Below are 18,839 nucleotides of genomic sequence, written 5' to 3'. Positions count from 1 at the left end.
CCGCCGCCCCGGGGCCCCGGGCCGCTGGGGCTCCCCCGCCGCCGGGTGGGGCTCTGGCCCCCCCCCCCGGGGGGGGGAGCCACTGCCATCTGCCGAACCGCTCGGTCGGTGCGCCCGGGTTCGCTCTTCGCCGGGGTTCCGCGCGCCGGTCGTCGGCCTGTCAACCGCCGGGGAAACGGTAGATGACGATCAGTCGGCCGGCCGGCGGCGCGCCTCGGGGGTGGGCCCGTGGGCTGCTGTCCGTGCGAGGTCGGTTCGTTCCCGCGCTGCGCGGGGTCGTTCGATGAGGGTGTCGTGCGCGCCGGGACGCCGTTCGCGCGGGGCGCTCCGGGCGGGTGCCGTCCTGTCGGTGCGGTCCTTCCGGGCGGGCCCGCGGCCGGCCGTCAGCCGTGGCCGATGCGGTAGCCGATCCCGCGGACGGTGATGACCCAGGTGCTGGCGCCGAGCTTCGCGCGAAGGTTGCGCACGTGCGTGTCGATGGTCCGGCTGGAGTCCACCCAGTCGGTGTCCCAGACCCGGGCCATCAGATCCTTGCGTGACATGACGTGGCCCTGGTTCGAGGCCAGGATGTGCAGCAGCTCGAACTCCTTGGCGGTGAGGCTCACCCGCTCGCCGTGCAGGCGGACTTCACGGGTCCTTTCGTCGACGTGGAGCGGGCCGATGGATAATATCCGGACCGGGGCCGGTCTGGGGCGGGCCCGGCGGAGGACGGCTTCGATACGGGCCGTCATCTCCCTGGGGCCGCACGAGCGGACGACGCAGTCATCCGCGCCGGCCTGCAGGGCGAGCACCCGGTCCAGTTCGGTGTCGCGGCCGGTGAGAGTGATAATGGGCTTGTCTCCACTCGCTCGTATCGAACGGCAGACTTCCAGGCCGTCGATGTCGGGAAGATCGAGGTCGAGCAGGATCATGTCCGAGTGCTCGTGTGTTCTCAGCACTTCCGCGCCGGTTCCGGCAAGTCTCGTGCAGTACCCCTGTCGTCGGAGGTCATGAGCCCTTCCTTCGGCGGCGTCGTGGTCGCCGGCGACCACGAGCACCCGGATCGCCTGCGGCTCGGAGGCCTTCTCGGTCCGTCGGTACGGGATCGACACCACGGCCCGGGGCTGACCTGGTAGTTCGGTTCGAGAGGTTGTCGCCAGAGTCATAAAGTCCCCCCTGTACACCAGTTCTACACAGGATGCACCACGGGGAGGCGGCCCCGCTACAAAAATAGTGGCATTCTTTTTTTACGCCTATGGTGCGGGTGTATGAACGCCACATCTGACAGGAGCATGATGATGCAAGAGAGGGCGGCCCGGACGCGACAGAACCTGGTCAGCGCGGCCGCTGGCGAGTTCGACCGCGACGGATACGCGGGGGCGTCCCTGGCGCGGATCGCCAGGTCGGCCGGAATCACCACCGGAGCCCTGACGTTCCACTTCCAGAGCAAGGAGGAGATGGCCGCGGTGGTCAGGACGCAGGGCCACGCCGTGACCCAGGCCGTCGTGGGCCAGGTGACGGCGCGGAGCGAACCCCCGGTCCAGTCGGTCATCTCGCTGACCCTGGCGCTGGCCGATCTGCTGGAGCGGGAGGCCGTGGTGCGCGCCGCGGCCCGGCTCGCCCGGGAGCAACCCGGGGAGCCGGACTGGTCGACGACCTGGGCGCCGGTGATCCACGAGCGCCTGCAGGCGACGCACGAGGCCGAGTTGGGCCCGTACGGGGACCGGAGCACCCTCGCCACCCTGGCCGGGTACCTGGTCACCGGCGCGGAGTCCTGCATCCGGCAGCGGGCCTGCCGGAAGGAACCCCTGGACGGGCAGTCCGTGGAGCACATCAGCCGCATCTGGGAGCTCCTCAGTTGCGGTGACCGGTGCCTGACTTGAGCCCACCGGCGAGAGTCACCCCGCCGGGCCCGACCCCCGGCTCCGCCGGCCCCGTCAGACGGCGCTGCAGCCGCCGTCGACGGGGACGGCACCACCGGTGACGAACGAGGCCTGGTCGCTCAGCAGCCAGGCCGCCGCGCGCGCCACCTCGACGGGTTCGGCGAGCCGGGGCTGGATGGATCTGCCCACCGCGACCTGCTCCAACTGCGGGACCTGGCGCATGGCGTCCTCGATCAGCTCGGTGCGGGTGGTCCCGACGACCAGCGCGTTGACCCGGATCCCGCGCGCCCCGTACTCGGCCGCCGCGGCCCGGCTCAGGCCGAGCACGGCGTGCTTGGCCGCGACGTAGGGGGAGACCGCTCCGGTGGCGAACAGGCTCGCGATGCTGGCGGTGTTGACGATCGACCCGCCCGACTCCTGGCCGAGCATCACCGGCACCTGGTGCTTGAGGCAGTTCCACACGCCGCGTACGTTGACGTCCATGATCCGGTCGTAGACCGCGTCGTCCGTCTCGTGCAGCTGTGAGCCGATCGCCCCCCAGCCGGCGTTGTTGAAGGCGCCGTCCAGGCCGCCGAAGGCCGCCACGGCGGTGGCGACGACCCGTTCGACGTCGGCCGTCGCCGTGACGTCCCCGGGGGCCACCTCGGCCCGGCCGCCCGCGGAGCGGATCTCCTCGGCGAGCCGGTCGAGCAACTCCTTGCGCCGGGCCGTCAGCACCACGGCCGCGCCCTCGGCGGCGAACAGCCGGGCGGCGGCCGCGCCTATCCCGCTGGACGCCCCGGTGATCATGACGGTCCTGCCCTGCAACAGCCCCTGACGGTGCTCCATGTGCTTCGCCCCCCTGCCCGCGGCGCCGACCGGCCCGCGAGCCGGTCTCGGTGTCGTCGAACTCGGATGTCGATCATTGTCCCGGGCCCGCCGGGGGCGGCACCAGTCGGGACGGTCGACCGTCCGGGGAGCGGACCGGCACGGGGCGGTCCCGGCCGTCGGCGCTACTCGGGCCGGCCGCGGCACTCCGAGAGCTCGATCCGCTTGGCGGTGGCGGGAGTTGCTACGGCCGGCAGCAGCAGCTGCCAGAACTCCACGACGCGCTCAGGGAGATCGGCGCGCCTGGTCTCGATGAACGAGTGCATCTGGGCCCCCGTACACGCGTAGACCACCAGGCGGGAGAGCGCCTGGACGTCGGTGCCGGCCCGCAGTTCCCGCCGGCGCTGGGCGACCAGGAGGTCGTCCATGATGATCTCGGCCCACTGGCGGTGGGAGTTCTCGTCCGGGGAGTTGAACTGCTCCTGCTCCCAGACCAGTCGGGCCCCGGCCTGGAGGATGGGGTTGTCGAGCAGCTGGCAGGCCCAGGTGAGGGACACGTCGACGACGCGCTGCAGCCCCTCCGAGGGGCGGGGGGTCACCACCCACTCGGGCTGGCGGAAGACGATCTCCCGGGCCAGCTCGCTCTTGTTGCGGAAGTGGAAGTACACCGCGCCCAGGGTCAGGCCGGCCTCGTCGGCGATCTTCACGACGCTGGTTCCGGAGAAGCCCTGCTCCCCGAAGAGCTTCGCGGCGGCCTGGATCAGGGCGGCCCGCGTCCGCTCGGCCCGCTCCTGTTTCACTGGGCGTCCCACCATACGACTGCACCTCATGTTGCTTGATAAAGAAGAGTATTCTTCATTTTATAGGCTGGGGGGACGATTGCACCGCTCCCGTCCCCCGCCACACTGACTCCGGGGGGAGACGGCTCATCATGGAGTCGCGTCCAACGATCGTTCAGCACACGGCGGCCACCCGCACCCGGCCGACGGTCCCGCCGGAGATACCGGCCCTGGTCGGCAAGTCCGTGGCGGGCGAAGCGCTCGTCACCGACTGGGGCGACGTCTCCGGCGCCACCCAGTGGGTCACCGTCCACTGGCCGCACGACCACCCCTTCTACACCGAGGGCGGCCGCTACAGCCCCCTGCTGTTCACCGAGAGCGCCCGCCAGGCGCTCACCGTGCTGAGCCACGCCGTCCACGGCGTCCCCCTCGGGCACCGCTTCGGCATGGAGCGTATCCGAACGTCCGTCAACTCGGGCGAGCTGCTCACCACTTCCGGCCCGCCCGAGGTCGACCTGCTGATCACGCACACCTCGGTGACCAGGCGGCGGCTCGGCTCCGCCCACCTGGTCTCCCAGGTCGAGGCCCGGCGCGGGGGGCGCCACCTGGGCACCGCCGAACTCCACTACACCAGCCACCCGCCCGCCCTCTACGACCGCCTGCGCGGCCGTTACGCCGACGCGGCCCAGGCGTTCGCCCGGGCGCTCCCGCTCCCCCCGCCGGCCCCCACCGCCGTGGTCGGCCGCCTGCACGAGCGGGACGTCGTCATCTCACCGGCGGGCGCGCCGGACCACTGGCAGCTCCGTACGGACACCGGCCACCGCGTCCTCTTCGACCACCCGCACGACCACGTCCCCGGCATGGTCCTCCTGGAGGCCGCCGTCCAGGCGACCCGGGCCACCCTGCCCCACCCCGCCGTCCCGGTCGCCTTCGACAGCACCTTCCTGCGCTACGTCGAGTTCGACCAGCCCTGCCTCCTGACCACCGCCCCCGCACCCCCCACCCCCGACGGCCACCCCCGCACCCACATCCGAGCCACCCAGTCCGGCACCCCCGTCTTCACCACCACCCTCACCACCGAGCCCCACCCGGCCTGACCCACCGGGCCGGGGCCGGCCGTCCGGTGGTGATGACCCTTTGGGCCGGATGCCTGAAGGGGCTCAGGACCCCCTTGTGACGGTCCGTCGGGTCCTGCCAGGATCTCAGTCCGGTGTTTCCTCCGGTGTACGGCGGGCGAGATACTTCCGGGACGAAGGACAAGGAGGCCGGATGGCACGAGTGAACCTGCGGGCCGCGTTCATGAACGGCCTGGAGTCGACCGTCACAGCACAACAGGTCTTCATCAACCGGGTCGACGAGGTGGCCGCGTTCGGGCGGTCCGTGGACGGGTTTCACCGGATGCTGGACGAGTCCGAGGTCTCGCCGGTCGTCGACCGCGCCCAGGGGCGATGCAACGTCCTGACGTTCTACGGGGTGGGCGGGATAGGGAAGTCCACGCTCTCGCACGAGTTGGAGCGTCGTTTCCTCGCCGACGCGGCCGCCGAAGGCCGCGACGACGTGGTGACCCTGCGCCTCGACGTGTCCGAGGACGGCGCCTGCGACATCGAGAACCTGCTGCTGCGCCTGCGGGCCGGCCTGGGACGGTTGGGAGACCGCTGGCCGGCCTTCGACCTGGCGCTGGCCTCCTACTGGGCCCGTGCCCACCCCGGGGAGGCCCTGCAGGAGTTCCTGGACGCCTCGCCCACGCTTCGACGGGCCGCGCGGAGCATCGGTCTGGGCGACCAGATCGCGGAGAGCGTGCGCCAGGTGGATCCGGCGGGCCTGGGCGGTCTGGCCGGGCTCGCCCATCGGGCGGCGCTGGCCACGTACCGTACGATCCGGGACCGGGTGCGAGAAGGCCGCCTGCTGTCGGACTGCGAGCTCTTCGCCGAACTCGTTGAAGCGGACGCCGACTACGAGACCCTGTCCTACTTCCCCTATCTACTGGCCTGGGACCTGGAGCAGCGGCCCCGACGCGGCCGGTCGGCCGGTCGGCCGAGGGTGTGCGTGTTCCTCGACACCTTCGAGGTGGTCAACGGCCGGACCGACCGCGCACTGGAACGCCTCGTGCAGCGCTGTGTCTACCTGATGCCGAACGTGCTGTTCGTGATCACCGGTCGCAATCGCGTCGACTGGGCCGACGCCGGCGCAGGTAGTGAGCTGGACTTCACCGGACCACAGTGCTGGCCCAATCTGCACTTCAGCAACGACACGATCGAGCCGCGGCAGCACCTCGTCGGCTACCTCTCGGACTCCGACGCGGACAGCTACCTCAGCGAGGCGCTCACCCGGGACGGCCGCCCCGCCATGTCGGCGGCGATCCGGGAGCGGATCATCGCCGGGGGCCAGGGACTCCCGCTGTACCTGGACCTCTCGGTGTCGCACTTCGCCGCGTTGCTGGCGCGCGGAGGGCAGCCGGAGGTCACGGACTTCGGCGGATCGTTCACCGCCGTCGCCACCCGGTCGATCAGGGACCTCCCCCGTGACGAGCGCGACCTGGTCCGTACGGCTGCACTCATCGACCGGGTCGGTGCCGAGCTGCTTCGGGCGGGCCGGCCCGGGGTTCCCGACGGATGCGTGGCACGCTTCCTGCGGCGCCCGTTCCTGACCCACGACGACGCCTACGAGCGGCCGTACGCCTTGCACACGGCGCTGCGCCAGGCCATCGGCGAGGCGGACCGGACGCTGCCGGACGGTTGGTCGGATCGGGACCGCCGCGAGACCGCCATCCGGTTGCTGGCCTGGCTGGGCGAGCGCGCGGGAGCCTCCGGCGGGCGCGTCGCGACTGCGCAGGCTCTCGAATCCGGGCTCAAGCTCGCGGCCGAGCACCGGGTCTTCGACGACTGGATGGTCCGTGCCACGCAACGGCTCGTCGAGGCCGGCCAGTGGACGGAACTCGGAGCCGGGCTCGCCGGCGTTCCGGCGGAACAGCCTGAATACCGGGCGATCCGTGCCGCGATCCAGGGCGTCCGGCTGCGACGCACCGGCAAGGTGGAGGAGGCGATCGCGGTGTTGAGCGACGCCGACGCGTCGGTACGGCCCGGCAGCCTGACGGCGCACCTGGTGCGGGTCCACCTCGCACACGCTCTGCGCAACCACGGCCAGTACACGGAGGCCTCGGCGATCTACCAGGACCTCCTGGGTGGCGAGTTCGACGCGACGGCCCGGTACTGGCTCTGCGACTACGACTACCTCAACGGGCGGTTCGCGACCGCGCTCGCCTCTCTGCACGGGCAGCAGGGTCACGGGCCGGAGGGCGAGGGCGAACGGCTGCGGTTGCTGGGACACGTCTGGCGGGTCAACGCCCGCTTCGACGAGGCGGCCGCCGCCTATCGGGATGCCATCGTCCTGGCACGGTCCGAGGGGTTGGCCGCCGCCGAGGCGAAGGCGCTGGCCAACCTCGCTCAGACGGCGTGCTGGTCCGCGGACACGGTCACCGTCTCCGCAGCGGCAACGCGGGCCCGGGAGCTCCTGGACCTGGTGCCCAACCCCGTGGAACTGGTCAAGATCAGATCTGCCGAGGCGGTCGCCCAGGCGATGGCCGGTGCCACCGGCGAGGCAAGGACCGCGGTCGGAGACACCCGGCAGCTCGCGGACAGGATCGCGTACCGGGGCGGGCACACCCTGGCGGACGTGGCCGAGATCCTTCTCGGAACGCTCGTCGGCGACCATGCCGGCGCCCGCCGTACTCGGGCCGCTCTCGACGAGCGCACCCGTACGTCGGGGGGCAACATCTACTGGGTGCCTATCGTGAGCAGTTGGATCGACGGTCCCGCGAGCGCGGCGGAGAGCGGTCCTGCGGTCGACTGGGTGGACGGGCCGGTGGCCGCGCTCGGTCGCTGGGCCGAGGTGGTGGCCGGATGACGGCCGTGGACGCCGGCCGCCATCCGCACCGGACAAGGGGAGCGCTGCCTCATGACTGACGCCGTACGTGTGGGCCTGGTCGGATTGGGGACGATCGCCGGCACCCATCTCGATGTCCTGGCCGAACGAGCCGAGGTCTCACTCGAGTTCACCGTCGATCCCGGCCCGGCGGAGCGGCCCGTCTTCAAGGGCGGCAGGCCGCCGCACTACGCCGGCCTCGCGGAGGCGCTCGAAGCGCACCAGCCCGACCTCGTCGTGCTGGCCACGCCGACGGAGACCCACGCGGAGCTGGCCCGTCAGGCGCTGGTCCGGTCCACCGCCCGGGTGCTCGTCGAGAAGCCCCTCGTCCACGACCTCGCCTCGCTGGCCCGGCTGAGAACGCTGGAGGAGTCGGTCGATCTGCGGAGCCGACTGTTCACGGCGCACCACTTCGCGTTCTCGCCGGAGGTGGACTGGGCGGCCGGGCTGGTCCACGGGCGTCCCGACTGGGGGCCGGTGACGGAAATCACCTCGGCGTTCTACGACCCGTACGTGCTGAAAGGGGCCGAGGCATTCGCCTCGTACACCTCCAGCTGGACGGACTCCGGGGTGAACCAGCTGAGCATGCTCACCCGGTTCGTCGACCTCGTCGCGCTCAGCTCCGGGCAGCAGACGGACGACGGCGCGAGTGCCTGGTGCACGGCCGAGTACCGGTCGCGGGACCTGCCGGGCACGGCCAGGTTGCGCAGCAGTTGGCTCACGGGATCCAGCAGCAAGGAGAGCAGTCTCACATTCGGGCGTTCAGGCGTGGAGATCTGGATCGATCACACGGCCATGACGGGCTTCGCGGCGCGTGGCGGCGAGCTGATCGCCACCCACGGCCATGACGGGCGGACTCCTCGGAAGGTCGCGCACTACCGACCGCTGTACGAGAGTCTGCTTTCCGGGCGACCCGATCCGGTGCTGGGGTTCGACGCGGCCGTGACGATCACCGGGATCCACCAGGCGGTGCCCGGCGTCGGATAGCGGAGCGGTGCTTGTCCCGACGGGCCTCCGGGCGGGGGAAGTGCTGTTCGGGTGGGTCCGGCTGAGAGGCCAAAATGGCTCAAAGCTAGCATGTGGGCATTCGCCTAGCTCGAAAGATGGACCTGTGACTGTCAACGAAGACGTGTTCACTAACTGGATGAACCGCGAGGAGATCGCGGAGTCGATGATCCCGATCATCGGGAGGCTGCAGCGTGAGCGGGACGTCACCGTTCTGCTGCACAGCCGTTCCCTGGTGAACAAGTCGGTGGTCAGCATTCTGAAGACTCACCGGTTCGCCCGCCAGATAGCCGGGGCGGAGCTCTCGGTCACCGAGACGCTGCCGTTCCTGCACGCGCTCACCGCGCTGGACCTCGGCCCCTCCCAGATCGACATCGGCATGCTCGCCGCGACGTACAAGGCCGATGACCGCGGTCTGTCGGTGGCGGAGTTCACCGCGGAGGCGGTGGCCGGCGCCACGGGTGCCAACAAGCTGGAGCGCCGCGGGTCGCGCGATGTCGTGCTGTACGGGTTCGGCCGGATCGGCCGGCTGCTGGCCCGCCTGCTGATCGAGAAGGCCGGGTCGGGCAACGGCCTGCGGCTGCGTGCCATCGTCGTCCGCAAGGGTGCGGGCGACGACCTGGTGAAGCGCGCCTCGCTGCTGCGGCGCGACTCGATCCACGGCCAGTTCAACGGCACGATCACCGTCGACGAGGCGAACAACAAGATCATCGCCAATGGTCACGAGATCACGGTGATCTACTCCGACGACCCGACCACGGTGAACTACACCGCGTACGGGATCAAGGACGCGATCCTGATCGACAACACCGGCCGGTGGCGGGACCGCGAGGGGCTCTCGAAGCACCTGCGCCCCGGGATCGAGAAGGTCGTCCTGACCGCGCCGGGCAAGGGCGACGTCCCGAACATCGTGCACGGCGTGAACCACGACATGATCAAGCCGGATGAGCAGATCCTGTCCTGCGCCTCCTGCACCACCAACGCGATCGTCCCGCCGCTGAAGGCGATGGCGGACGAGTACGGCGTGCTGCGCGGCCACGTGGAGACCGTCCACTCGTTCACCAACGACCAGAACCTGCTGGACAACTACCACAGCTCGGACCGCCGCGGCCGTTCGGCACCGCTGAACATGGTGATCACCGAGACCGGTGCCGCCTCCGCCGTCGCGAAGGCGCTGCCGGACCTCGACGCGAAGATCACCGGCAGCTCGATCCGGGTGCCGGTGCCGGACGTCTCGATCGCGATCCTCAGCCTGCGGCTCGGTCGCGAGACCACCCGCGAGGAGGTCCTCGACTACCTCCGGGAGGTGTCGCTGACCTCGCCGCTGAAGCGCCAGATCGACTTCGTCACCGCTCCCGACGCGGTGTCCAGCGACTTCATCGGCTCGCGCCACGCCTCGATCGTGGACGCCGGCCCCACCATGGTGGACGGGGACAACGCGATCCTCTACCTGTGGTACGACAACGAGTTCGGCTACTCCTGCCAGGTGATCCGGGTCGTCCAGTACGTCTCCGGCGTGGAGTACCCGACCTTCCCGGCCCCGGCGCTCTGATTCCGGGCCCCGGCGCTCCGGTCCGCTCCGGCTCGCTGATACCGGACGCGGCCCGCGCCCGGGTGCGGCCGTGACGACGGGGGCCCGCTCCACCACCGGTGGAGCGGGCCCCCGTCGCGGTCCCGGGACCCGGGCGCGGGTCAGGCGCGGCCGGCCGCCTTCTGGGTGCGGCGGGCCAGGGAGTCGACGACCACGGCGGCCAGCAGCACCGCACCGGTGATCATGAACTGGATGGCGTTGCTCAGGCCCTCGATGTTCATGCCGGACTGGATCGAGCCGATCACCAGGGCACCGAGCAGGGCCGACCAGGTCTTGCCGCGGCCGCCGAAGAGGCTGGTGCCGCCGATGACGGCCGCCGCGATGGCGTTCATCAGCAGGTTGCCGCCGCCGGAGGTCTGGCTGGCGGACTGGATCTGGGCGGCCAGGAAGAGACCGCCGATGCCCGCCATGGTGGAGCAGATGATGAAGACGCTGATCCGGATCCACGAGATGTTGATACCGGCGCGGCGCGCGCCCTCGATGTTGCCGCCGAGCGCGAAGATCTGCCGTCCGTAGGTGGTGCGGCGCAGGACGAAGTCCAGCACCACGATGAAGATCAGGAAGATCAGCAGGGCCAGCGGCAGCCCCTTGTACTGGTTCAGGGTGTACGCGGCGAGGAACGAGACGACGGCCAGGGCCACCGTGCGCAGGACCAGGTCGGCCATCGGCCGGTAGGGCACGCCGGCTGCCCGGCGCCGTCTCGCGTCGGCCAGCGAGGCGCCGACGAACAGCAGGACGCCGATCGCGGCGGCGCCGTAGGCGGCGAGCTGCTGGCTGTAGATGGTGCTGTAGAGGCGGGAGACGATGTCCTTGCCGGAGAGGTTGACGGTGCCGCTGGCGCCGAGGATCTGCAGCATCGCGCCGTTCCAGCCGAGGTTGCCCGCGAGGGTGACGACGAAGGCCGGCACGCCGACCTTGGCGAAGAACACGCCCTGGATCAGGCCGACGACCGCGCCGCCGAGGATGGCGGAGAGCAGCGCCACCCACTGGTTGACGCCGTGGGTGACGTTGAGGACGGCGAAGATCGCCGCGCACAGGCCGCTGACCGAGCCCACCGACAGGTCGATCTCGCCGAGCAGCAGCACGAAGACCACACCGATGGCGATCATGCCGGTGCCGACGATCTGCTGCGACAGGTTGGAGAGGTTCTGGGCGGAGAGGAAGGTGCTGTCCAGGCTGCCGAAGACGGCCCAGATCACGATCAGTGCCAGGACGACCGGCAGCGAGCCGAGTTCGCCGCTGCTCACCCGCCGGCGGAACTCCCCGAGGTAGCCCTTGATGCCCTCCTGGCGCACGATCAGCCGCGGGTCCACGACCGGGGTCGCCGAGGGTGCCACGGGTACCGGCGCGTTGACGCCGCCCTTGGGCATGCTGTCCTCGGGCAGGTGGTGGCGGCGGCCGTCGTCGCCGCCCGGGATGTGGTCGCTCATGGGGTGCCCTCCGTGCCGCGGGCCTGTCGGCGGGTCACCGCGTTGTCCGTGGCCCCGGTGATGGCCGAGATGATCTGTTCCTGGTTGGTGGAGCGCCGGTCGAAGACGCCGTTGTTGCGACCGAGGCGCAGGACCGCCACGGTGTCCGCGACCGCCATCACGTCCGCCATGTTGTGGCTGATCAGGATCACGCCGAGGCCCCGCTCGCGGAGGCGCTCGACGAGGTCGAGGACCTGGGCGGTCTGCTCGACGCCGAGGGCGGCGGTCGGCTCGTCCAGCATCACGACCTTGGGCGAGCCGATCAGCGCGCGGGCGATCGCGACCACCTGGCGCTGGCCGCCGGAGAGTGAGGCGATCGGGATCCGCACGCTGGGGATGCGGATGGACAGCGTGTCCAGCAGCTCGCGCGAGCGCTTCTCCATCTCGACCTCGTCGAGGACGGTGAAGCGCTTGATCTCGCGGCCCAGGAAGAGGTTCCCGACGACGTCGAGGTTGTCGCAGAGCGCGAGGTCCTGGTAGACGGTCGCCACGCCCAGGTGCTGGGCGTCCTGGGGGCGGTGGATGGAGACCGGTCGGCCCTGCCACTCGATGACGCCCTCGTCCGGCTGGTGCACCCCGGCGATCGCCTTGACCAGGGTGGACTTGCCGGCGCCGTTGTCCCCGACCAGCGCCAGTACCTCGCCGGTGTGCACCTCCAGCTCGATGTCGGTGAGCGCCTGTACGGCGCCGAACCGTTTGGAGACCCCGCGCAGGGCCAGTACGGTCTCACCTGCCACAGTGACCAACTCCCTTGCCCCGCCTCCGGGGGGAGGCGGGGCGTCTTCGGCTTCGGGTGCTTCTTCGGAATGCTGCCGGTTCGGTGCCGCCGATGCGGTGCTGCTGGCCCGGCGCCGCTACGAGAGGCCGACCTCGGCGCAGGCGGCGGCGTAGTCGGGCGTGCAGATCTGCGCGACGGTGTAGAGGCCGTCGGCGACCACGGTGGTCTTGATGTTGTCCTTGGTCAGCACCACCGGGGTGATCAGGTCGGCCGGGACCTTGTTGCCGCTGCCGTTGGTCACCGTAGTCGGCACCAGGTCGGGCGCCGGGCTCGAACCCTGGGCGTAGGCCACCGCCATCCGCGCGGCCGCGTCGGTCTCCGGCTTGAACGGCTTGTAGATCGACATGGTCTGGGTGTTGACCAGGATCCGCTGCACCGCGTCCAGCTGGGCGTCCTGGCCGGTCAGCGGCACGCTGAGGTTCGCCGCCTTCAGTGCGGTCGCGATACCGGCGGCCATGCCGTCGTTGGCCGAGTAGACGCCGACGACGTTGGGCGCGCCGATCGCGGTGATCGCGGCGGCGGCCTCCTGGTTGGCGTTGTTCGGGTCCCAGTTCGGCGTGTCGTACTCCTTGCCGATCTTGAGCTTCCCGTCGATCGCGCTGTGCGCGCCGGCCTTGAAGTCGGCCGCGTTGGGGTCGGTCGGCGAGCCGTTGATCATGATGATCGACCCGGCGTTCGCCTTGTCGCCGACGGCCGCCACCAGGGCCTGGCCCTGCAGCTCGCCGACCTTCTTGTTGTCGAAGGACACGTACGCGTCGACCGGACCCTGCGCCAGGCGGTCGTACGCGACGACCTTCACGCCCGCGTCGTGCGCCTTCTGGACGGAGGACTGGATCGACTTGGAGTCCACCGCGTCCAGGATCAGCACCTGGTCGCCCTTGGTCAGCGCGGTGTCCACCTGGGTCTGCTGGGTGGTCGCGTTCTCGTTGGCGTTGTAGTAGTCGATCTGCGCGTTCGGCGCGAGTTCCTTGATCTTCTGCTCGATCAGCGGGCGGTCGAACTGCTCGTACCGGGTCGTCTTGGTCTCCGGCAGCAGTAGCCCGATCTTGATCGCTCCTCCTGCGGTGCCGCTCGCGCTGCCCGAGGACGTGGTGCCGGTCGACTGCTTGGCGCTGCCGCACGACGCCAGGCCCATGCCGACGGTTACCACTGCGGTCACCGCGACGATGCGGCGAAGCCCGATGTACATGAGGATGCCTCTCCGGTTGAGTCCACCCCCGCCTCCGAGTCTGGGAACACCGGGGCGCCGGCACGATCCGGACTGCGCCGAACGAGTGCGACGCACCGCCGATCGGGGGAGGGGGCGGCCGCCCGGCCCGGGGGAGCGAGGGGTCGGGAGGGGGAGGAGTGGCGCCCGAGGTGACGGGCGGGTGGCCGGCGGTGGGCGATCAGGGGTCGCGACGGGGTCGGCGCGCAGTCGCGCAGGCGTCGGGGCGGGGGAGCGGCGAGGGCCCGGAGGCGTCCTGGCGGGGAGCGGACGGCTGCGTCCGACGGGCCCCCGGTGCGGGCGGGGCGCTGCCGTCACCGCTGTGACCTGCCGCTTTCCTGCGCATCCGGCCGGGGTGGCCGGGCGATCGCGGCCCGGGGCGGGCGCCGCCGGCGGGCGTCCCAGCTCTCGGACGGCTGCCCGAATGGTCTATACCAATGAGGTACTGTGACCGCGGAGCTGTCAGAAACGCGGCTGTGGGGGCCTCATGACTGTCCAACACCTTCCTCAACCTCCTTCCGATCAGGAGCTGTACTGGTATTTCGGACCACAACGCCGCTGGGTGCTGGTGCTGACCTCGCTGGCCTTCGTCTTCACCGCGGCGACCATGTTCACCTTCTCGCTGCGGACCCCGGCCCTCTGGGGCTTCCTCGCCGTCCTCGCGCTCAACGTCGTCGCGCTCGGGCTCTCCTCGGTCAACAGCCTCCGCCAGCGGCGGCTGACCAGGCAGTCGCACGAAGTCCTGGTGCACGCCTGGAACCCCGGTGAGCTGCCGACCGTCGACCTCTACCTGCCGACCTGCGGCGAACCGCTCGACGTCCTGGAGAACGCCTACCGCGCGGTGCGGCGGCTCGACTGGCCGGGTGCGCTGACCGTCTGGGTGCTCGACGACGCCGACCGCGCCGAGGTCGCCGACCTGGCGGCCGCGCACGGCTACGAGTACGTCGTGCGGCCCGACCGCGGGCACCTCAAGAAGGCCGGCAACCTCAACCACGCGCTCACCCTGAGCCGCGCCGAGTACATCGCCATCCTGGACGCCGACTTCGCGCCCAGGCCGGACTTCCTGCGCCACCTCGTGCCGTACTTCGCGGACGCACGGATCGGCATCGTGCAGAGCCCGCAGTGCTTCGACACCGACGAGACGATGGACTGGATCCAGCGTGCCGCCGGCTCGGCGCAGGAGTGGTTCTTCCGCTGGATCCAGCCCTCCCGGGACGCCAGCGACGCGGCGATCTGCTGCGGCAGCAACGCGGTCTACCGGCGCACGGCGATCGACGCGGCCGGCGGCTTCGCCCGGCTCGACCACAGCGAGGACCTCTTCACCGGCCTCGGCCTGTACGAGCAGGGGTACCGGACGCTGTACGTCCCGGTGCTGGTCGCCAAGGGCACCTCGCCCGACAACCTCGCCTCCTACGTCAACCAGCAGTACCGCTGGGCGATGGGCAACCTGCACCTGCTCGGCTCGCCCGTGCTCAAGCGGATCCGGGCGCCCTGGCGGATGCGGCTCTGCTTCTACGAGGGCGTCGTCGGCTACCTGGCCGCCGCCGTGAACCTCTTCGTGGCACCGCTGCCGCCGCTGGTGATGATGTTCTGGTACCCGGACCAGATCCGGCCCTGGCACGTCCTGCCGCTGCTCGCGCCGCTCTGGCTCTGGCACGTCCTGCTGCCCCGGATCAGCCGGACCCGCTGGCGGATCGAGGTGATCCGCTCCAACGTGCTGATGAGCGTGGCCGCCGGCGCCGCCTTCTGGCACACCCTGCGCGGCCGCAGCGCGGCCTGGGTGCCCACCGGCGCCGGCCGGGCGAAGCCGGGCGGCCTGGCCCGCCAGGTGGTCCTGGTCTCGCTCGGGTGGCTCTGCGCCTCCGTCGGCGCTGCCGCCGCGGGCCTCTCGCTCGCGGTCGCCCGCAACGGCTGGGAGCCCAACTGGGGCCTCGGCCTCTACCTGGCCGTGCAGTGCCAGATCGGCCTCCCGCTGATCCGCGACCTGGTCGGCGAGCTGCGTCCGGCCGGCGGGCAGCGCGCGGCCGGCCCGGACCGCCCCGGCGCCCCGCGCCGGCTGCTGTCCCGGCGCGCGGCCCGGACGGGCATGCTGCCGCGGCGCTGGCCCGAAGCGCTGGCCGCCACCGCCACCCTCGTGCTCACCGCCCTGCTCGCCTCCGGCTGGGTACGCCCGATGCTGCCCTGGCTGGGTTGAAAGGTCGTCACACCGATATCCCCGACCACACCGATGTCACCGACCCCGACCACACCGACCACACCGACCACACCGATGTCACCGACCCCGACCGCACCGACCACCTCAATGTCACCGGACACACCTGTGCCACCGACCGCGGACCCGGAGCTCCTGCCGGGTACCTACACCATCCCCGGCCCGCCGCGCGGCGGCTCCGGCTCCCGGGGCTCCGGCGCGCGGGCGTCCGGCAGCCCGGGGGCGGCGCCCCGCCCGGCCGGCTTCCGCCCCGACATCGAGGGCCTGCGCGCGGTGGCGGTCCTCGCGGTGCTCGCCTTCCACGCCTCCGTACCCGGCCTGGCCGGCGGGTTCGTCGGCGTCGACGTCTTCCTCGTCGTCTCCGGCTACCTGATCACCGGACTGCTGGTGCGCGAGGCCGTCACCACCGGCCGGGTCCGGCTGGGGGAGTTCTTCTCCCGCCGGGCGCGCCGGCTGCTGCCCTCGGCCGCCGTGGTGCTCGGCGCGGTCGCGCTGGCGGGCGCCTGGCTGACCGTCCCGCTGCGCCGTGCCGACCTGGAGCACGACGTGCTGGCCGCGGCGCTCTCCGTCGCCAACTGGCGCTTCGTCTCCCAGCAGACCGACTACCTCGCGGCCGGGCGCGACCAGAGCCCGCTGCTGCACTTCTGGTCGCTCGCGGTGGAGGAGCAGTTCTACCTGTTCTGGGCGCCACTGGTCGCGCTGATCGTGTTCCTGGCGGCCCGGGCGGTCCGCCGCGGCCGGGCCGTCCGCACGGTGGCGGCCGCGGTCGCGGGGGCGCTGACGCTGGGCTCCTTCGCGCTCTCGCTGCACTGGACGCAGAGCTCGGTCTCGCTCGCCTACCTCGGCACGCCCTCGCGGGTCTGGCAGTTCGGGGTCGGGGCGCTGCTCGCCCTGCTCCCCTGGCACCGGCTGCGCGGACCGCGCCCGCTGCGGCTGCTCACCGGCTGGGCCGGCCTGCTGGCCATCGGCTGGTGCGTCCTCGCCTACGACGCCGGCACCCCCTACCCGGGGTACGCCGCACTGGTCCCGACCCTCGCCACCGCCGCGATCATCCTGGCCGGGACGCCGGACCGGCGGGACGGCGGCGCCGCCGTCGCCACCGGGTACGGCGCGGACCGGCTGCTCGGCCTGCGGGCCCCGCGCGCGATCGGCCGGCTCTCCTACAACCTGTACCTGTGGCACTGGCCGGTCCTGGTGCTCACCGAGGCCCGGTTCGGGACGCTCGGCTGGCCGGTCAAGGTGGCGCTGAGCGCGGCGGCCGCGCTGCCCGCCATGGCGGTGCTGCGCTGGATCGAACAGCCGCTGCGCCGCAACCGCACCGTGGCCGAACTCCCCAGGCGCGGGCTCTCGTTGGGGCTCACCGCAGTGATCGTCCCGGTGGTGCTGGCGCTGGTCGTCGGCACCGGCACGCTGCGGCTGCTCGGACCGGCCGGGCCGGTGGACCTGCTCGGCCTGCCGCCGGGCTCGCCCGACGGCACCTCCCTGCTGGTGCGCACCGCCACCCCGCCGAAGACCGCGGCGGTCGTCCCGGCCGCCGCGCAGGCGCGCAAGGACTTCCCGCCGGACGGCGAGTGCGAGGTGGCGCCGAGCGCCGTCACCAGCCCCGCCTGCCTGTTCGGCGACACCAGCGGTGCGGACCGGATCGTCCTGCTCGGCGACTCGCACGCCGGCCAGTGGTTCTCCTCGCTGCTCGCCATCGCGGCGGCGCGCCACTGGGCCCTGGAGGAACTGGTCAAGCAGGGCTGCCCGCTGCCCGAACTCGACGTGGTCAACCCGCAGTTGGGGCGGGCGTACTGGGAGTGCGACAGCTGGCGGACGGCCAGCCTGGAGCGGTTGCGCAGCGGGCCGAAGCCCAAGCTGATCGTGGTCTCCGCGCTCAACCGCTACACCGACGACCGACGGCTGCTGCTCGACGGCTGGGAGCGGACGCTGGCGCCGCTGCGCGCGCTCGGGGTGCCGATCGTCTACATCCAGGACACCCCGATCCCCGGGACGGACGTTCCGGCCTGCGTCTCCGGGCACACCGAGGACCCGGCCGCCTGCGAGTTCCCGCGCGCCCGTGCGCAGTGGCCCGACCCGCTCGCCGAGGAGATCGCGGCCGGCCGGGTGCCGGGCGTCCGGTCGGTCGAGCTGAACTCCGTCCTCTGCCCGGGTGCGGGGCGCAGCTGCCCCGCCGTCCTGGAGCGCATCCTGCTCTACCGGGACGACGCGCACCTGACCAACGTCGCGGCCGTCGTCCTGACGCCCCGGCTCGAACGGCTGCTGACCGAGGCCGGGCTGGTGCCCGCCGCCGGCGCTGCCGGGGGTGTCGCCCCCGGACCGGGGAAGCCCGGCGCCGACGGCTGGACACCGGTGCTGCGGGACGACTTCGAGGGCCCGGCGGGCAGCCGCCCCTCCGCCGAGCACTGGCAGTACGACCTGGGGACCTGCTACCCGGGCTGCCCGGCTCCGCAGTGGGGCACCGGGGAGATCGAGACGATGACCGACTCGACCGCCAACGTCCGTCTCGACGGCCGGGGCGCGCTGGAGATCGTCCCCACCCTGGAGAACGGCCGGTGGAGCTCGGGCCGGATCGAGTCCCGCCGCTCCGACCTCGCCCCGCCGCCCGGCGGAGTGCTGCGGATCGAGGCCTCGATCGCGCTGCCCGACGTCACCGGACCGGCCGCCGCCGGGTACTGGCCGGCCTTCTGGACGCTCGGCGGTGAGCTGCGCGACGGCTTCACCGGCTGGCCCGCGATCGGTGAGCTCGATGTGATGGAGCAGGTCAACGGCCGCGGCTCGATCTTCGGCACGATGCACTGCGGCACCCTGGAGGGTGGCCCCTGCCAGGAGCCGAAGGGCCTCGGCTCGGGCGACCAGCCGTGCCCGGACTGCCGCACGGGCTTCCACGGCTACGCGGTGGAGGTCGACCTCACGCCCGGGGCCGAGCAGGTCCGCTGGTACCTCGACGGGCGCGAGCACCACCGGGTCACGGCCGCGGGGATGGACCGCGCGACCTGGGACCGGGCCGTCGGCCACGGGCTCTTCCTGATCCTGAACGTCGCGGTCGGCGGCAACCTGCCCGCCGCGCTCGGCGGCGTGCCCGGCCCGGCCACCGAGCCCGGGCACCCGATGCGGGTGGACTACGTCGCCGTCTCGACCCGGGGAGGCGCCCGCCCCTGATCCGGACCGGCCGAGGGCCGTCCCCGCCCCGCCGGCGAGGACGGCC

At 71.9% G+C, this 18,839-nt stretch carries 13 protein-coding genes; 7 read left to right on the top strand and 6 right to left on the bottom strand.

All coding sequences use genetic code 11. The features are described from left to right. Nucleotides 1-383 precede the first annotated feature (383 nt). Nucleotides 384-1,031 (bottom strand): response regulator transcription factor, encoded by a 648-nt coding sequence (locus ABT263_RS05060; protein WP_352287675.1) that lies wholly within the window; start codon nucleotides 1,029-1,031, stop codon nucleotides 384-386. A gap of 240 nt (nucleotides 1,032-1,271) precedes the next feature. Here ABT263_RS05060 and ABT263_RS05055 point away from each other — a divergent pair, with 240 nt between their 5' ends. Continuing rightward, nucleotides 1,272-1,862, top strand: a complete 591-nt coding sequence (locus ABT263_RS05055) for a TetR family transcriptional regulator (RefSeq protein ID WP_352287660.1) — start codon at nucleotides 1,272-1,274, stop codon at nucleotides 1,860-1,862. 54 nt (nucleotides 1,863-1,916) lie between these two features. On the opposite strand, the gene ABT263_RS05050 is transcribed toward ABT263_RS05055, so the two are convergent. Both ABT263_RS05050 and ABT263_RS05045 read right to left on the bottom strand, forming a co-directional pair. After that, complete coding sequence (locus tag ABT263_RS05050; protein WP_329490295.1) at nucleotides 1,917-2,690, bottom strand: SDR family NAD(P)-dependent oxidoreductase; 774 nt, start codon at nucleotides 2,688-2,690, stop codon at nucleotides 1,917-1,919. Nucleotides 2,691-2,854: 164 nt separating this feature from the next. Then, complete coding sequence (locus ABT263_RS05045; RefSeq protein WP_329490296.1) at nucleotides 2,855-3,484, bottom strand: ScbR family autoregulator-binding transcription factor; 630 nt, start codon at nucleotides 3,482-3,484, stop codon at nucleotides 2,855-2,857. 116 nt (nucleotides 3,485-3,600) lie between these two features. On the opposite strand from ABT263_RS05045, the gene ABT263_RS05040 reads away from it, so the two are divergent. The 4 genes from ABT263_RS05040 (at nucleotide 3,601) to ABT263_RS05025 (ending at nucleotide 9,926) form a co-directional block, all read left to right on the top strand. Next, complete coding sequence (locus ABT263_RS05040) at nucleotides 3,601-4,545, top strand: ScbA/BarX family gamma-butyrolactone biosynthesis protein (RefSeq protein ID WP_352287657.1); 945 nt, start codon at nucleotides 3,601-3,603, stop codon at nucleotides 4,543-4,545. Between the two features lie 172 nt (nucleotides 4,546-4,717). After that, complete coding sequence (locus ABT263_RS05035; RefSeq protein ID WP_352287654.1) at nucleotides 4,718-7,351, top strand: tetratricopeptide repeat protein; 2,634 nt, start codon at nucleotides 4,718-4,720, stop codon at nucleotides 7,349-7,351. A gap of 51 nt (nucleotides 7,352-7,402) precedes the next feature. Then, nucleotides 7,403-8,356 carry a Gfo/Idh/MocA family protein gene (locus ABT263_RS05030; RefSeq protein WP_352287651.1) on the top strand — a complete coding sequence of 318 codons (954 nt, stop codon included), beginning with the start codon at nucleotides 7,403-7,405 and terminating at the stop codon, nucleotides 8,354-8,356. A gap of 124 nt (nucleotides 8,357-8,480) precedes the next feature. Then, entirely contained in the window at nucleotides 8,481-9,926 is a 1,446-nt protein-coding gene (locus tag ABT263_RS05025; protein ID WP_352287649.1) for a glyceraldehyde-3-phosphate dehydrogenase, read from the top strand. A gap of 140 nt (nucleotides 9,927-10,066) precedes the next feature. Here the strand turns inward: ABT263_RS05025 and ABT263_RS05020 are convergent, their stop codons facing one another. The 3 genes from ABT263_RS05020 to ABT263_RS05010 all read right to left on the bottom strand — a co-directional run bounded on the left by ABT263_RS05020 (nucleotide 10,067) and on the right by ABT263_RS05010 (nucleotide 13,401). Then, nucleotides 10,067-11,335, bottom strand: coding sequence for a sugar ABC transporter permease (locus ABT263_RS05020; RefSeq protein ID WP_329492313.1), 1,269 nt, complete (start codon nucleotides 11,333-11,335; stop codon nucleotides 10,067-10,069). Between the two features lie 56 nt (nucleotides 11,336-11,391). Next, nucleotides 11,392-12,171, bottom strand: a complete 780-nt coding sequence (locus ABT263_RS05015) for an ATP-binding cassette domain-containing protein (RefSeq protein WP_380390788.1) — start codon at nucleotides 12,169-12,171, stop codon at nucleotides 11,392-11,394. A gap of 117 nt (nucleotides 12,172-12,288) precedes the next feature. Beyond that, complete coding sequence (locus tag ABT263_RS05010; RefSeq protein ID WP_502885754.1) at nucleotides 12,289-13,401, bottom strand: sugar ABC transporter substrate-binding protein; 1,113 nt, start codon at nucleotides 13,399-13,401, stop codon at nucleotides 12,289-12,291. A gap of 505 nt (nucleotides 13,402-13,906) precedes the next feature. On the opposite strand from ABT263_RS05010, the gene ABT263_RS05005 reads away from it, so the two are divergent. Continuing rightward, complete coding sequence (locus ABT263_RS05005; RefSeq protein ID WP_352287644.1) at nucleotides 13,907-15,613, top strand: glycosyltransferase family 2 protein; 1,707 nt, start codon at nucleotides 13,907-13,909, stop codon at nucleotides 15,611-15,613. Between the two features lie 108 nt (nucleotides 15,614-15,721). Beyond that, complete coding sequence (locus tag ABT263_RS05000; RefSeq protein WP_502885753.1) at nucleotides 15,722-18,793, top strand: acyltransferase family protein; 3,072 nt, start codon at nucleotides 15,722-15,724, stop codon at nucleotides 18,791-18,793. Nucleotides 18,794-18,839: the final 46 nt, after the last annotated feature.

The organism is Kitasatospora sp. NPDC001603, assembly GCF_040298365.1.
Taxonomy (GTDB): Bacteria; Actinomycetota; Actinomycetes; order Streptomycetales; family Streptomycetaceae; genus Kitasatospora.
The sequence above is the reverse complement of the archived record's forward strand: the minus strand, read 5'-3'. Positions and strand labels throughout refer to the sequence as shown.

Bases quoted from the DNA above. Each gene is read 5' to 3' on its own strand.
- ABT263_RS05055 (WP_352287660.1), top strand. From the start codon at position 1,272: ATGATGATGCAAGAGAGGGCGGCCCGGACGCGACAGAACCTGGTCAGC.
- ABT263_RS05050 (WP_329490295.1), bottom strand. From the start codon at position 2,690: ATGGAGCACCGTCAGGGGCTGTTGCAGGGCAGGACCGTCATGATCACC.
- ABT263_RS05045 (WP_329490296.1), bottom strand. From the start codon at position 3,484: ATGGTGGGACGCCCAGTGAAACAGGAGCGGGCCGAGCGGACGCGGGCC.
- ABT263_RS05040 (WP_352287657.1), top strand. From the start codon at position 3,601: ATGGAGTCGCGTCCAACGATCGTTCAGCACACGGCGGCCACCCGCACC.
- ABT263_RS05035 (WP_352287654.1), top strand. From the start codon at position 4,718: ATGGCACGAGTGAACCTGCGGGCCGCGTTCATGAACGGCCTGGAGTCG.
- ABT263_RS05030 (WP_352287651.1), top strand. From the start codon at position 7,403: ATGACTGACGCCGTACGTGTGGGCCTGGTCGGATTGGGGACGATCGCC.
- ABT263_RS05020 (WP_329492313.1), bottom strand. From the start codon at position 11,335: ATGCCCAAGGGCGGCGTCAACGCGCCGGTACCCGTGGCACCCTCGGCG.
- ABT263_RS05010 (WP_502885754.1), bottom strand. From the start codon at position 13,401: ATGTACATCGGGCTTCGCCGCATCGTCGCGGTGACCGCAGTGGTAACC.
- ABT263_RS05005 (WP_352287644.1), top strand. From the start codon at position 13,907: ATGACTGTCCAACACCTTCCTCAACCTCCTTCCGATCAGGAGCTGTAC.
- ABT263_RS05000 (WP_502885753.1), top strand. From the start codon at position 15,722: ATGTCACCGGACACACCTGTGCCACCGACCGCGGACCCGGAGCTCCTG.